Annotated in this window: 14 protein-coding genes; 10 read left to right on the top strand and 4 right to left on the bottom strand. The window is 45.6% G+C overall.

Features of this window, described 5'->3' with window-relative positions; all coding sequences use genetic code 11:
* Positions 1-67: 67 nt before the first annotated feature.
* Both BLT41_RS06465 and BLT41_RS06460 read right to left on the bottom strand, forming a co-directional pair.
* Entirely contained in the window at positions 68-1408 is a 1341-nt protein-coding gene (locus tag BLT41_RS06465; RefSeq protein ID WP_092159465.1) for an ABC transporter substrate-binding protein, read from the bottom strand.
* A 19-nt stretch (positions 1409-1427) separates the two neighbouring features.
* Positions 1428-1892: a DUF1097 domain-containing protein gene (locus BLT41_RS06460; protein WP_092159463.1), complete on the bottom strand. Its 465-nt coding sequence runs from the start codon at positions 1890-1892 to the stop codon at positions 1428-1430.
* A gap of 690 nt (positions 1893-2582) precedes the next feature.
* On the opposite strand from BLT41_RS06460, the gene BLT41_RS06455 reads away from it, so the two are divergent.
* From BLT41_RS06455 to BLT41_RS06410, 10 genes are all read left to right on the top strand, one after another.
* A complete protein-coding gene (locus BLT41_RS06455; RefSeq protein ID WP_170830329.1) occupies positions 2583-3374 on the top strand; it encodes an IclR family transcriptional regulator in 792 nt (263 codons plus the stop codon).
* Between the two features lie 443 nt (positions 3375-3817).
* Positions 3818-4882: a pyruvate ferredoxin oxidoreductase gene (locus BLT41_RS06450; protein ID WP_092159459.1), complete on the top strand. Its 1065-nt coding sequence runs from the start codon at positions 3818-3820 to the stop codon at positions 4880-4882.
* Positions 4883-4893: 11 nt separating this feature from the next.
* Positions 4894-5655, top strand: coding sequence for a thiamine pyrophosphate-dependent enzyme (locus BLT41_RS06445; protein ID WP_092159457.1), 762 nt, complete (start codon positions 4894-4896; stop codon positions 5653-5655).
* Entirely contained in the window at positions 5645-6196 is a 552-nt protein-coding gene (locus BLT41_RS06440; protein WP_092159456.1) for a 2-oxoacid:ferredoxin oxidoreductase subunit gamma family protein, read from the top strand. The genes BLT41_RS06445 and BLT41_RS06440 overlap by 11 nt, the downstream gene beginning before the upstream one ends.
* A 4-nt stretch (positions 6197-6200) precedes the next feature.
* Positions 6201-6422 carry a 4Fe-4S dicluster domain-containing protein gene (locus BLT41_RS06435; RefSeq protein ID WP_092159455.1) on the top strand — a complete coding sequence of 74 codons (222 nt, stop codon included), beginning with the start codon at positions 6201-6203 and terminating at the stop codon, positions 6420-6422.
* Between the two features lie 24 nt (positions 6423-6446).
* Positions 6447-8594, top strand: a complete 2148-nt coding sequence (locus tag BLT41_RS06430; RefSeq protein ID WP_092159453.1) for an acetate--CoA ligase family protein — start codon at positions 6447-6449, stop codon at positions 8592-8594.
* Between the two features lie 103 nt (positions 8595-8697).
* Positions 8698-10020 carry an NAD(P)/FAD-dependent oxidoreductase gene (locus BLT41_RS06425; RefSeq protein WP_092159452.1) on the top strand — a complete coding sequence of 441 codons (1323 nt, stop codon included), beginning with the start codon at positions 8698-8700 and terminating at the stop codon, positions 10018-10020.
* Positions 10021-10143: 123 nt separating this feature from the next.
* Positions 10144-10521, top strand: coding sequence for a Rid family detoxifying hydrolase (locus BLT41_RS06420; RefSeq protein WP_092159451.1), 378 nt, complete (start codon positions 10144-10146; stop codon positions 10519-10521).
* Positions 10522-10655: 134 nt separating this feature from the next.
* Positions 10656-11222: a UbiX family flavin prenyltransferase gene (locus BLT41_RS06415; RefSeq protein WP_092159450.1), complete on the top strand. Its 567-nt coding sequence runs from the start codon at positions 10656-10658 to the stop codon at positions 11220-11222.
* A 265-nt stretch (positions 11223-11487) separates the two neighbouring features.
* Complete coding sequence (locus BLT41_RS06410) at positions 11488-12831, top strand: MFS transporter (RefSeq protein WP_244512207.1); 1344 nt, start codon at positions 11488-11490, stop codon at positions 12829-12831.
* A gap of 278 nt (positions 12832-13109) precedes the next feature.
* Here BLT41_RS06410 and map read toward each other — a convergent pair whose 3' ends face one another.
* Positions 13110-13988 carry a type I methionyl aminopeptidase gene (map, locus tag BLT41_RS06405; protein WP_092159449.1) on the bottom strand — a complete coding sequence of 293 codons (879 nt, stop codon included), beginning with the start codon at positions 13986-13988 and terminating at the stop codon, positions 13110-13112.
* 331 nt (positions 13989-14319) lie between these two features.
* Positions 14320-15046: FG-GAP repeat protein (locus BLT41_RS06400; RefSeq protein WP_211477653.1), on the bottom strand; the 727-nt coding region annotated here is incomplete at its 5' end.

Raw genomic sequence — 15046 nt, 5'->3', positions numbered from 1 at the left:
AAAGGTTACTCAGAATAATTTCTGAGTAACCTTTTTTATATGTGGAAGCGAGATTCGGGAGAGTTAATTATTTTTCAAGGCATTCTTCACAGGGCTTTTCGCCGCCGGGAAGAATAATTTCGTTCATGTTGAATTTCAGAGTATCAGACTTACTGTCCAGCACACCAACGGGTTTATAAACAATGTTAAGAGAACTAGGATCTGTAATTTTGCGCAACCAATGGTTGAAATAACCATTCTCGGGATCAGCATAGCCACGCAGATTCATGATATCGAGATCCATTGAAGCTCGGTCATTTGTTTCCGGGCGGATAGTAATATTACCACCCAAACCGTTATAATTAATTTTGCGCAGATATGGCATTAGTTTTTCACCGGTAAGCTCGGTAACACCGTCATCTTTAGCGAGTTTTATTGCATGTGCTACGGCCCAGGCATTGTCGTAACCCATTACTCCCCAGTAGAAGGTGACATCGTTAGGGTCGATTTTTTTACCTACGTTTTTACCGAGCTGCATGCGTAGTTTATTAATTTTATCGCCTTCTGGCATACGGGCTTTAGGAGCAAAGCTGCCTATTGCGGCGTAAATACCTTTTGGCGGGTTATCAGCAGATAGCATTTCAGAAGAGTAATAATAGTAGTCTGTTGAAACCATACCCAGAGTTTTTGCTGCCATGTAAACAGTATAAGTGTCAGGGACAGGCATGATGATAACAAAATGCTTGATTCCGGCAGCTTTTCTCTGTCCGAGCCAAGTCAGAACATTAAAGAAGTTGGTATTTCTTGAGTAACCACAGGTATCAATTTCAAGACCTTGTTTATGAGCTTCTTCGGAAGCAGCCTCCATTCCGCCTTTTCCCCATGCATCAGTAGTATGGAAAATACTGATTTTTTCTGCACCGAAAACTTTAGCGGAACGAACAAGACTGGTATCAATGACTGAACTTGGAGAGACTACGCGGATGAAGTATGGGAAATCCTTTACAGAACTTAAACTTTCCGCGTTTGCACCGTAAGAAATCGTAGGTATTTTATATTTTTCGCCAACGCGGGCAATTTTTACTGCCGGCCCGGAGCAGTCAGCACCGATAAGGGCGAGAATATCTTTTTTCTTAAAAAGTTTCTCAGCGATAACGTCACTGCCTTGAATTCTGCAACGATAGTCGGTGATATTCTCGTCTTTCATGACAAGTGTGTCTTCGCCGAGAATTCCCGATTTATTAATATCTTCAATTGCAATCTTTGCTGACTGCAATGCATAGTTTCCCCAGTCAGCCTTAAGGCCGTTGCTGTAGCTAAGGGAAAACATTCCTGCGATATTATAATCACGGGCAAACGCCTGCCCGGCAAACATCAGACAGAGTGTGCAGGTCGTAAAAACAATAGTTTGTATGTGTTTATGAGTCATGATTTTCTCCTTTCGTACATTATTGAACGGAGGAAGATTTAGAAGTCTTGTTAACCAGAACAAGGGCTGCACGTTCAGCAATAAAGCCAAGAGTGATACCTACCAGCAGAGAAACAGTAGTTTCCAGCAAAAGCGCTCCGGAACCAAGAAATGCTGCACAGCCGATGAAAGCACCCGGGACGAAAGATAGAAAAGGAATCATTCCGCAAGCGAACATAATAAAAACACCGGCGGTCAAAGGAAGCAGCATAGGGTTGCTCATGCCGGTTGTGGAGGCAACATATACAACACCGCAACCTATAAGCATTCCCCAAAGAGTTGTAATTAAAGTTTTCTTTGCCCCTTCGATGCCTGCTCCTGCCGCAAAAAAACATGCCCATGAAGCAAATCCGATCCATCCAAGCATTCCCCAGTCAGCTGAAAATTGTCCGAAAACTCCAGCCAGCAGGCAGGATGTTAATGCAACTGCAATATGATAATTCATTCTTCTTTCCTCCAAGGTTAAAAAGGTAAAATTTTTTCATATGAAATATGTTTCATTTGAAAACCCCTCGATTGTGACAGCCTTCACATGGAGGATAGCAACCTGCATGCCATTTTCTGTTGTGAACATAGTTATTTGATTTTATTGAGTTTTAAGTAAAATTTGTTTTTAGAAGTAATAAAAAAATCCTGACAGGCAGGACTTTTAAAAAAATAAAATAAACTGTATTTAATAAAATCAAGAAAAGTCCTGACGCGCAGGACTCCGGCTTGCTGATTGATTTTATTTTCACTTAGTGGAGTAAAAGGTCACCTCAAATATCGCGATTGTAAGGTTGGAAAACTTTTTATGACGGTGGATTGGGTTTTCTAAATAATCTAATATTCGATATTTAAATACAGATTGTATATTGTATAACATTAATCAGTTATATTGGTTGACATTTGTACCAAATTGCGTTACGACATCTTGAATGAAATGTTGTATTTATATTTATTCGCAACTCTTTTTTGAGTAATATCCGGATGGTTTGGATTGGGAAAAAAGTGTCGAGCTATGTATAGTCACAATATATTTTTTGCCGTTGCAGGGATGTTTGCAATGTGAATTAAGTTTGATTGCCGAAATGGTGGACGTTTAGCTGTCGCCTGCAATCGTAATAATGATAAGTGAAGTATGAATGGAGCAGATATGGCGAAAGACGCATATTATACAATTGGATCTGTGGTAAAGGTGTTTGCTGTTATTGAGCAGATGACGAAGCAATCTAAATGGGAACTTGCAGAATTGAGTAGAGCTGTCGGTATCCCCAAAACAACGGTTCATCGATTTTTACTGACTTTGCAGGATCTTGGCTATGTTATTCAAAGTGATGAAGAAAGCGCGTATGGGCTTACATTCAAACTTTTTAAAATGGGAAGCCTCGTGACGGGCCATACGAGTATTCAGGACGTTGCCAGGCCATATGGTAAACGATTGCTTGAGGCTGTTGGGGAAACAGTCAATCTTTGTGTTTGTTCCGGCACGGAAATGGTTGTTGTCGACAGGCATGTGACAAAGCAGGCGCTGCGTCAGGATTCAATTGTTGGTCATTCGTTTCCAATATATCTTTCTGCTTCCGGGAAAGTGTCCCTTGCCTTTATGGATTCTATGAAGGCCGGTTCACTGTTGGAGAATATTCGGAAAGAATCGGATGGAAAAATTGGTCCTTCTGAAATGGCTGATTTTATAAAAGAAATTGAAGCGGTGCGGGAAAATATTATTGGGTATGACAATGAAGAAATATATCAGGGCGTTTGTTGTACAGCTGTCCCTGTGTTTGACTGTAATGATGATCTTGTTGCTACCTTTGGTGTTTCTGTGCCGAGCGCGCGTTTTACCCCTGGTAAGCGAGAAATGGCCAGCCGCGAATTATACAAGGCTGCAGAGCAAGTCTCGTTGCGGTTAGGCGCCAGCAGTTATCCACCTGTTAAGGGGAAATAATAAATCTGCCATCATGATTGAAATATGTATGAGTTGAATTTATTTTGACTTGTATACGTCAGCAAATTTTAAAAGCAGCGACCTTGAAAAGGTCGCTGCTTTTTTTTGTCTTTTTTTCATAAGTCCTTTGCTTGTGGGTCGCAGCGATTTTTTCACGGTTTTATGGTGGTTTACTGGAAATTGAGTAAGCCCGTCAGTTGTGTTTTGGAATATATCCACAAAACAATGAAGAGTAATATTGTAAAAACCGCTTGACGAATTGTTTTCGAGGAGCTATTTTTTTTCGGAACGCCGCACCACAATGCGGTACGAAATAGATAATAACTTGTTTATACAACATTTTTTTGGCCCGTTATAGTGGTATGGCATAGTTTAATACGGTACAGCCTTGCCGCAGATAATAAAAACGGTCGAACCTCAAAACAATTGCAAGTGAGGGTTACATGAAATCAGAACCTTTGTTCCTGAAAAACGCGCAGACATTTGCTGAAGCAATGGTGCGTTGTGGGGTGCGTTATCATTTTGCATACCCCATCACGCCTGCGACTGAAGTTATGAAGCATACTGCGGTTATTCTTCCTCAGTACGGCGGACGTATGGTGCAGATGGAAAGTGAACTGGCTGTTTCCAACGCTTTGGCTGGCTGTGCTTGTACCGGAAAGTTGGGCGCAACGTCCACATCCGGCCCTGGAATGTCACTGATGCAGGAAACTATGTCCTACATGGCTGCCGGCGAATTACCTTGCATCATGCTTGACGCAATGCGCGTAGGGCCTGGTGACGGCGATATCGTTGGAGCACAAAGCAACTATTTTCAGGCTACACGCGGCGGTGGTCACGGCGACTACCGTGTTATCGTTCTTGCTCCGGCAAGTGGTCAGGAAATCGTTGATATTATGCCTGATGCTGTGAAATTGGCTTACACCTACCGCACTCCTGTGTTGTTCGTAATCGACGGTGTTACCTGCACCATGACAGAATCCGCTGTTTTCCCTGAAGCACACGATTATGCGTCTGAATTCGACACATCTTCATGGGCCTTCACTGGTACTGGCGACCATCCCAAACGTTATCTGCTGACTGGTAGCTACACCCATTCTCAGGGTGAAGAATTGAATGAAAAGCTGCTCGCCAAGTATGAAGTTATCAAAGAAAAAGAACAGCTCTGGGAAGAAATTGAAGTGGACGACGCTGATGTAGTGCTGGTTGGATTCGGCATTCACGGCCGCATGGGGCAGGACTTGGTAGCCAATATGCGTGCGGAAGGTAAAAAGGTCGGCCTTATTCGTCCTATTTCCTTGTGGCCTTTCCCGGACAAGGCATTCGAAGGATTGTCTGAGTCTGTGAAATCCTTGCTGGTGGTGGAAATGAATCATGGACAGATGGTTGACGACGTACGCCTGGCGGTGAACGGTCGCATTCCTGTTCATTTCCTTGGCAAAACCGGAGGCGACATGCCGCTGTGCACGCTTGCCGAAATGACCGCTAAAATCAACACGTTGCTGTAAGGATAGACGATATGCAAGAACTCGCAAAAATTTATGGTGAAACACTGCTGCTGGATAAGAAGTTCAGTTACTGTCCCGGTTGCGGTCACGGTATTGTAACGCGCCTTGTTGCGGAAGCTATTGAAGCTCTAGGCATTCGTAAACGTACTGTCAGTGTTGTCGGTATCGGTTGTGGTGGGTTTTCTCATCATTATCTGAACATCGACGCCATTGAAGCTATGCATGGTCGTGCTCCTGCTGTTGCAGTCGGCTACAAAGTCGCGAAGCCTGAAAACATCGTCTACACCTATCAGGGAGACGGAGATTGCAGTGCTATCGGTCTAGCTGAACTGTTGCATACAGCTAACCGAGGTATTCCGGTTACTTGTTTCATGATCAACAACAACCTGTTCGGCATGACTGGCGGACAGATGTCTCCTTCCACACTTGAAGGTCAGGTTACATCCACTACACCTAATGGCCGTGATGTGCTTCAGCATGGTTATCCTCTGCGTGTCCCTGAAATGATGGCGGATATGCACGGTGCCAAGTATGTCGCTCGTGAATCCGTTTGTGACGCCAAGAGCATCCGCAAAGCTGCAAGCAGCGTGCGTAAAGCTCTGGACTGTCAGATGAAGGGTCTTGGTTTTTCCTTCGTTGAATTCATTGTTCCTTGTCCGACTGGCCTTAAGCTTTCTGTGCCGGATTCTTACAAGTGGAATAAAGAAAAAATGGTGGAATACTTCAAGCCACAGATTTTCAAAAATGAGATGGAGCAGAATGATGAGAACTAAATGTACTTTTTCTGGTTCAGGCGGCCAGGGATCAGCTCTGCTTGCAAAGTTGATTTGCAAAGGCGCGATGAAGCAGGGACTACAGGTCGTGATGACTCAGACATACGGTATTGAGCAGCGTGGCGGAGACTCCACCGGATACGTTGTAGTATCCGACACTCGTATCGGAAATCCTCTTGTGGAAAATGACGCCGACGTGAGTGTCGCTCTTAGCCCCACCATCTATGACGGTTGTCTTGATGGTTCAGCTATCGGAGGCCTGGTGCTCGCGAATAGCTCCATGATCATGGACACTCGTGAACGTGAGGGTGTTAAACAAATCCTGATTCCTGCTTCGGATATTGCTGCGGAACTTGGCTCTGTGAGATGCGCGAATATCGTCATGCTCGGGGCTGTGTTGGAAGCTACGAATGTACTGGAATTTGCGACTGTGGAAGAAGTGTTGCGGGATCTTATGGGCGCTAAGAAGCCCGCCCTGCTGGAAATGAATTTGAAAGCCCTCGAAAAGGGCCGCACCCTCTACGCCAGCGCTGCGGAGTAAGAAGATGAAAGCAAACAATAAAAAGCACGTTATTAGCGCCGAACGCTGCAAATCATGCGGTTTGTGTGTTGATGCCTGCCCTAAAAATACTCTTGCCATCGGTCACACCCTGAACGGTCAGGGCTACAGTGTCGTTGAGCAGGTTCGTCCTGAAGATTGTGTCCTGTGTGGCCTGTGCCGCATCGTCTGTCCTGATGTCGCTATCGGCGTCATTGTGTTGGACTAACCCGTAGATACAGGAAGGAAAACAATGTCTGAACTTAAGACTCTGTTTCGCCCTCGCAGTGTAGCACTGATCGGTGCTTCGCGCGACACAAAGAAATATGGATATTGGACAGCTAAAAGCCTGTTCGAAAATAAATATAAAGGTGATGTCTATTTGATTTCCCGTTCAGGCGGCGAAATTCTTGGACACGAAACCTATCCGGATATCCTTGCCGTGAAAGGTGACGTTGATCTCGCCATCATCGCTATTGCACCTAAGTACATTCTTCCTGTTATTGAACAGTGTGTGGAAAAGGGCGTAAAAAGCGCCATAGTTGTTTCCACCGGCTTCGGTGAAACCGGTGCTGAAGGCAAAGAAATCGAGCGGAAGATGCTTGAGATTGCCCGCAAAGGCGGCCTGCGTATTCAGGGCCCGAACTGCATGGGTACTTACAGCGCCGCTGTGAATATGAACGCCAGTATCATTGATCTGGCTCCCGGACCCATGAGCCTCGTACTGCAAAGCGGAAACTTCGGTATTGATCTGAACTTCAACGCTAAGGCCCGAAATCTGGGTTACAGCTGTTGGGCTACCATCGGTAATCAGATGGACCTTCGTTTTCACGACTTTGTGAAATACATCGAAGAAGACGACAGCACTAAGGTTCTTCTTCTATATATGGAAGGATTGCGTGTTGAATCGGAAGAAGACGGCCGCAAGTTCATTGAAGCTGCTCGTAAAACAGCCCTCAAGAAACCTGTCGCTGCAATCAAAATTGGGCGTAGTGCTGCAGGCGCAAGAGCTGCTGCATCGCATACCGGTTCTTTAGCCGGTAGTGAAAAAATCTTTGACGCAGCTCTCCGTCAATCCGGTATTATCCGGGTGGACAGTCCTAACGAGTTGTTGGACGTCGCTGAAGCTTTTTCCAAGTGCAAGCCTGCTCATGGTAAGCGTATCGCCATTCTTACTGATGGTGGTGGTCATGGTGTCATGGCTACAGATTCAGCTGAAAGCTTTAAGCTGGAAGCTCCTGTTCTTTCAGATGCCACACAGGAAAAATTGAGCGCTATTCTGATGCCTCATTGTCCTATCAAAAACCCTGTCGATCTTGCGGGTACCCCTGAAGCCGATATGTGGGTTTTTGATCGTTGTCTTGATGTGCTTTTGAATGATCCTGATGTTGACGGTGTTGTGATCGTAGGACTCTACGGTGGCTATGCTGATCTTTCGGAAGAATTCCGTGAGAAAGAAATGGATGTGGCCAAAAGTATGGTCGCTCGTGTGCGTGTTTCTGACAAACCTGTTGTCATGCATTCCATCTATGCTCCTCAGCGTCCCGAATGCCTCGCCTATATCAGTGATAGAGGCGTACCAGTGTTCGATTCCGTGAAAGCAGCCATGCGTACCATGGGTGCGTTGGTGAACTACGATGAAGGCCGCAAGGCTTTGCTGGAAGAAGTTGAAGCTCCAGCTCCGACTCTACCTGCCGATCGTAAGGAAAAGACTTCCGCCATTTTTGATGCAGTACGTGCGAGTGGTCGCATCAATTTGGTTGAGACTGAAGCTCGTGACGTGCTGAGTGCTTATGGCTTGCCTCTTGCTGAATGTCATCTTGCCCTTAATGCGAATGAAGCCGCTGAAAAATATGAAGCTCTTGGCGGCAAAGTCGTCATGAAAATCGTATCCCCTGACATCCTGCACAAAACTGACGCTGGAGGCGTGATGCTGAATATTGATTCAGCTCAGGCCGCTCGTGATGCTTTTGAGCGCCTTGTTGATAATGGTCTTAAGTACAAATCTGACGCTGATATCTTTGGCGTTATGCTTACCCCCATGCTGCCCGGCGGCGTGGAATGTATCATCGGTGCCAGCTACGATACTACCTTCGGCCCCACAGTAATGTTCGGTCTTGGCGGAATCTTCGTGGAAATTCTTAAAGACATCTCTTTCCGTGTCGCGCCTGTAAACATGCCTTCATGTCGTCAGATGATACGCGAAATCAAGGGTCACAAATTGCTGGAAGGAGCTCGAGGCTCTGCCCCTTGTGATATAGAGGCTCTGGCAGAAACGGTATGTGTGATCTCGTACATGGTAAATGAGCTGCGGGAAGTCGCTGAAGTTGATCTGAATCCTGTGTTTGCATGGGAGAAAGGGCTGGCTGTGGCGGATGCACGTATTGTGCTCCATCCCTAAGCTTAGTCGATAGGGTGGCGTTGCAACGCCACCCATACAATAAAGTTTTTTTGTCAGCTGTTTTTTTGACGGCATTCACCTGTAATTAGAGGGAAGTATCATCATGCGCGAAGTAAAACTATTTCCAACGACAACCGGGCAGAGCTGGCTTGAAATGTCTTCTTACAAGGATCACAGTTTTAAGTCTCCTGCCGATATGAGTGATAAGTACGATTATATTATTGTTGGAGCCGGTTACGGCGGTTATGGAACTGCCAGCCGTCTTGCAGAGCTGAATCCTGATTCAAAGATAGCTGTAATTGAGGCCATCAAAATCGGTGATAATGATAGTGGTAAGAATGCCGGATTTATTATCGATGTTCCTCATGATTTCGGTGATGCCGGCGGTTCCTCCTTTGAAGACAACAAGATGTATTTCAAGTTGAACACCAAAATTATCGCCAGAATGCGCGATACAATCAAGAGTAGCGGTATCGATGTAGACTGGCGCGATAGCGGTAAGTACGTTTGCTGTTGTAATCCCCGCAGTTACAAGATGATCGACACTGAAGTGCATGATCTTGATAAGATGGGCGTTCCTTACAAAATATACGAAGGTGAAGAGTTGAACCGTCGCCTTGGTACTGAATATTACACCAAGGCTCTTTATACATCAGGTTCCACATTGGTGAATCCTGCCGATGTACTTCGTGGTCTTTTTACCACTTTGCCTGACAATGTAGAAGTTTTCGAAAATTGTCCTGTCTTGCGTGTTGATGAAGGCAGCAACATGGTTGTGGTTTTGCAGAATGGCAGAGCCATCACCGGTGGAAACGTTATTGTTACCGGTGGTCCGTTTATTGAACAATTCGGCATCGTCAAGAACGTATTCTGTCCTGTAACTTCTTTCGGCGCATTTTCCCGCAAACTGACCGCTAATGAGTTGAAAGATTTCGAAGGCGTTGAGCCTTGGGGTTGCACAGCCGGTCATCCTGCTGGAACCACTGTTCGTTATACTGCTGATCAGCGCATTTACGTGCGTAACGGCTTCTCTTTCAATTCACAGCTGACCACATCACATCAGCGTATCCACCAGTCCATTCCAAAATTACGCAAGGCTTTCGAAAATAGATTCCCAAATCTTCGCCATGTGAACTTTGAGTTTGTCTACGGCGGCATGATCAATATGACCATGAATTATCGTCCGTTGATGATGCAGAAATCGTCCAATTTGTTTGCTTCCGCATGTGGTGAAGGTGCCGGTGTCGCGAAAACATGTCTGATGGGTCACTACATTGCTGAATGGATCAGCGGTGTTCAAAGTGAAGATCTCAACTTCCTGCGCCGTATCGCCAAGCCTAGCTGGTTGCCACCGGATCCTTTCCGTACTGCTGGAGCACGCGTCCGTCTTGCTTGGGAAGAGTATAACGCCAAGCAGGAAATCTAATAAAAAAAGGGTTTGCGGCTGTAGTCAGCTTCCGCCTTCAGCAAACGTTGCTGTTGTTGACCAGCCGCTTGTCCCAAAAGTCGGAATAGCTGCGCAACTCACAAATATACAAAGGAGATTGTTTTGGAATTTATACATGCATCCAAGGCCTGTGCCTCAGTAGGACCGTATTCCCACGCTGTGAAAGCAGGAAATACATATTACCTTTCCGGGCAAGTACCTTTTCATCCCGTAAGTGGAGTTGTTGTCGGGGCAAACATGGCTGAGCAGGCAGCTCAGACACTTACAAATTTGAAAGCAGTGCTTGATGAAGCAGGCTTGAAAATTACCGACCTTGTTAAGACTACTGTTTTCCTTGCTAATTGGGGTGATTTTGAAGCTTTTAACGAAGTCTACGGCAACTTTTTAGGTGATCATCGTCCAGCTCGTGTCTGCGTGGAAACCAGTAATCTTGCCGGCGGATGCCTGATCGAAATGGATGCCATTTGTTTCGTTGAATAAAGAATAGAAACAAACCCTTATTTGCCGAATGCAGAAATGTTTGTGTTGAAACGGTGCAGCAATCGAAAATGATTAAGAAGTTATAGGGGTCGATCTCATTTTAAATTGATTCTGTAATTAGGACGGGAGGTTATATGCATCGTATTGTTGTTGGAGTGACTGGAGCAAGTGGTATGCCTCTGGTTGAAAATCTCTTACGTCTTTATGCCGGGATAAAGGATCTGGAAGTCCATTTGATTGTTTCTGCCGGGGCTGAAGTTGTGATGCAATCAGAATTTCGTGGCAGTGATTTATCATTGGTAAAGCATGTCCACACGGTCCATTCCATAAAAGATATGACTGCGGGGCCGTCTAGTGGGTCATGGCAGCATGACGGCATGATTATCTGTCCTTGCTCCATGAGTTCTCTGGCTTCCATTGCCAGCGGTGCCGGTGTGAATCTTATTCATCGTGCGGCCGATGTGACTCTGAAAGAACGTAAGAAACTTGTGATCGTTCCAAGAGAGACTCCTCTGACAATGATCCACCTACGCAATATGCAGACCGTAACAGAGGCTGGTGCTGTCATAGCTCCTTTCTGTCCAGCATATTACGACTCTAAAACAACAATTGAAAACATGATGCAGCATTTTGCAGGCCGTCTTCTCGACCAGTTACGCATTGAGAATTCACTCTGCGCACGCTGGAGAGACAACATGTAGGCAATTTTGAAATAGTTAAGGCTTTTTTTGGGGATCATATGCGTAACGAATGAACTCATAAAAGGTATTACATCTAAACTAAAGGAGAGGGGGGATTGATTTTAATTCGACTGATCGGTTGTAGACATAACAGCATCGTTACGCTGCTTAAAAAAAGATGCTGTGTATGTGGATCAATAAAGAAAAAATGCCGTTTTATTTGAGATGATCTCTGTTGGTTTGGAACAATAATTTGTAATCAGAATAATTGTAAAAGGTGATAATTATGAACGACATGCGAGACCCTCAAGGTATAAGTTTTGAAGATGCTCCATCTTTTCCAATTCATCGTAAACTTGCCGCTGGTGCCTTCATGGGCCAGATTACCGATGGATATATTTTAGGTGTTGTTGGTATTGCGCTTAGCTATGCGACGGTCCCTCTTGGACTGACCAGCGTTTGGCTCGGTATTCTTGGAGCTGCGTCTCTGCTAGGAATTTTGTTTGGAAGTTTTATTACCGGTTCTCTAGCTGACCGTTTTGGCAGAAAGCCTTTTTTCGGCACAGTCATGTTTCTTGCTGTTTTATTGTCCCTTGCGCAGTTCGTTGTTACCGATCCGATGTTACTGGCGATTTTACGGTTTGCGCTTGGCATGTGTATCGGTGCAGATTACACCGTCGGCATCGCTTTGTTGAGCGAATGGACACCTGCTAAAAAACGTTCGGGTTTTCTCGCTTGGCTTCTTGTCTCTTGGACAGTCGGGTATGTTCTTGCTTACATAGTAGGCTTTTTCATGGACGGACTTGGTGATAATGGCTGGCGTTGGGTGCTCTGTACATCTGCTATTCCGGGAGCTATCACATTGTTTTTTCGTTTTGGTGTTCCTGAATCTCCTAGTTGGCTTGCAGGTAAAGGTCAGGTTGAGAAGGCGCTGGAAAACATTCACAAGCATCTTGGCCCGAATTACTGCCTACCGAAGACTGAAGAGGAGCCTCCGTCTGCATCCTGGTTCCGTCTGTTCAGTCCTGAATTACGTTACAATACAATAGTATCATGTGTCTTTTTTTGCTGTCAGGTGTTGCCGTTTTTCGCCATCAGTATTTTCCTTCCGCTTGTTCTTTCGAATATGCATATTGAAAATCCGTATGCGTCCGGTGTTATGTACAACGGCTTTACCATAGTCGGCGTATTGGTAGGTACTTGGCTTATCGATAGAATCTCCCGCAGAGCTTTCCTGTTGTGGACATTTTATGGTGCAGCCGTGATTTTGACGATTATGACAGTTTGGACGGATATGCCCGCTGTGCTTTCTTTGACAATGCTTGCAGCCTTTTCAACAGTGCTTGCTATATCTATTGTTCTTGAATTTGCCTATCCGCCAGAGCTCTTCCCTACGGAATTGCGTGCGTCCGGTATTGGCCTGACAATCGCAATGAGTCGTGTCGGTGCTGCCAGTGGTGCTTTTCTACTTCCCATTGTCAATGAACACTACGGTATTTATGCAGCCCTTGGCGCGTGCATCGCGACGCTGGCTATAGGTGGTATCGTCTGTCACGCATGGGCTCCAGAAACTTCTCCTCAGTTTTCTTCTAAGAAAGTGAAAACTGTCGCAGCAATGGCTAATTTATAAATCTACCCCTTAGACTCACCGTTCATAACGGCCCCATCAACCATGGAACGTGAGCATAAACAAGTATGACGCCAGGCGTGCCCCGTCTGGCGTCATCATGTTTTTTTTAGATAAAATTCTACTTTTCAGAACAATTAATTCGGGGATTAACTACTTGGGCAACAGTAGGACACTCATTGACCCAAATTGATTTTTTAATCGAAAAGTATTTCAAATAATAAAACCGGCTAATCGCATCGCGATTAGCCGGTTTTATGACGTTTTTATAATTAAGGTTCTTACAACTCGAACGGCGTTAAGCTTTCAAACCCGTTTTCAGTGATGACGATGGTCTGTTCGAACTGAGCGGAAAGGGAGCCGTCTTTGGTTATGGCGGTCCAGTCGTCATCGAGCACCGTAACTTCTTTATCGCCGAGGTTTATCATCGGTTCGATGGTAAAAGTCATGCCCGGTGTAATGGGGACATTGCCCCAGCGAGAGCGGAAGTGGGGGACATTCGGGGCTTCATGGAAGTCGAGGCCGACGCCGTGGCCCATGTATTCGCGCACCACCGAGCAGCCTTGTCCTTCGGCGTAGGTCTGGATGGCGGAAGATATATCGTTGATGATTTTTCCGGGTTTGGCTTGTTCGAGGCCTAGGCGCAGGCTCTCACGGGCCACGTTAACGATTTTGCGCGCATCCGGGGATGGTTCTCCCACGAAGAAAGTCTGGTTACAGTCGGCGTAGTAACCATTGAGGATGGAGGTGATGTCTATGTTGACTATGTCGCCGTCCTTGAGGATATATTCGCCGGGAATTCCGTGGCAGATAACTTCGTTGGGAGAGATACAGACACTTTTGGGAAAGCCGTGGTAATTCAGCGGGGCGGGAATTGCGCCGTTTTTGATGGTGAATTCGTGTACTGCCCGGTTGATTTCATCGGTTTGTATGCCTGGCTTGATCAAGTCCTTGACGGCTTCGAAAGTTTGCATGACCAGCTTGCCGCAACGACGTATGCCTTCGATCTGTTCTGGTGTTTTCAGACGGATATTGTAGCGTTTAAGGAAGGTCTCGGGTAAATTAAGGCTCTCCGCATTTGCCGTACCCATGCAGCACTTCTTGTATTTTTTACCACTGCCACAGGGGCAGGGATCGTTCCTTCCGATTTTAGCGTTCATCAATGGTCTCCTGAATATATATATTGTGGCGGATTTGTACCCGTCGGAAAGCGCTTATATTGGCAAAAAGAACGGCGATTGAAAAGCTTTATCATGAATAAAAGTACTGGATTATATCTTAAAAAAATGATTCGGACTGGTAATTATGAATACTTTGGTAAGCGTCCAGACGGCTGCATCTTCCATTAATTTTCTCACATGACATACTTCCTCCCATTCAAGGAGGATGAATATGACAAGCAATGTCTCTGGAAAAAGCGCAGGTATTTATCGTTCTGGGCGCAACCGACATGCGTAAGGCCATCAACGGGCTCTCGGTTATGGTCGCGGATCATATAAAACTAAATTTCTTGCGCAGTGCAGGTATTCGCAACAGAGCCGCTAATAACGCGACAATGAACAGCCCTGCTAGTTCCATAGAACCGTTGCCATTAGGACTTAACACGCAACCTCCATCGCCACTTGAAGATGTGCCGGGAACTACCGGATCAGTAATTTTACCAAGGATGGCATTGGCGTCATAGTCTCCATTATCTTTTACGGAATAATTTATGGTATAGGTCTGGGCGCCGGTAAGAATCATATTGGGGTCCATATACTGACCGCTATTGGCCTCATCGGTAATCCAGAAATATCCCTCTTTGGATGGAACTTTGTCCTGACTATAAGTAAATTTCTTGCTCGCCTTATCGGTAAAAAGCTTAAAAAGGTTTACGTCTCCGGCCTTACGTTCACCAAGGCTGGAGCTGTTAAAACAAAAGTAAGCAACCTTGCCGGAAGTTACTGTGGCATTAAATTCATAAACTTGTGAGCCGAGCATGGAGTCCAAGCTTACGGAACGATACAAGTCTTGGATTTCCGCTTTAGTTCGAACTTTTTTGGTACAGCAATCGATACTCACAACTGTTCCGGACGGCTGAGTATCTACTACAAAAACACTTTTCCCGGAAGAAGTAACATTGTAAAGATAGGCCGCGCCTGCAGAAGAGCCACCTTCATCTTCACCCTCAGCCCCCATTAGAGCGATATCACCGGAAACACTGACCGATTTACCAAAA

This window comes from Maridesulfovibrio ferrireducens (assembly GCF_900101105.1).
Lineage (GTDB): Bacteria > Desulfobacterota > Desulfovibrionia > Desulfovibrionales > Desulfovibrionaceae > Maridesulfovibrio > Maridesulfovibrio ferrireducens.
Note: the sequence above shows the minus strand (reverse complement) of the source record. Positions and strands in the feature narration are given on the sequence as shown.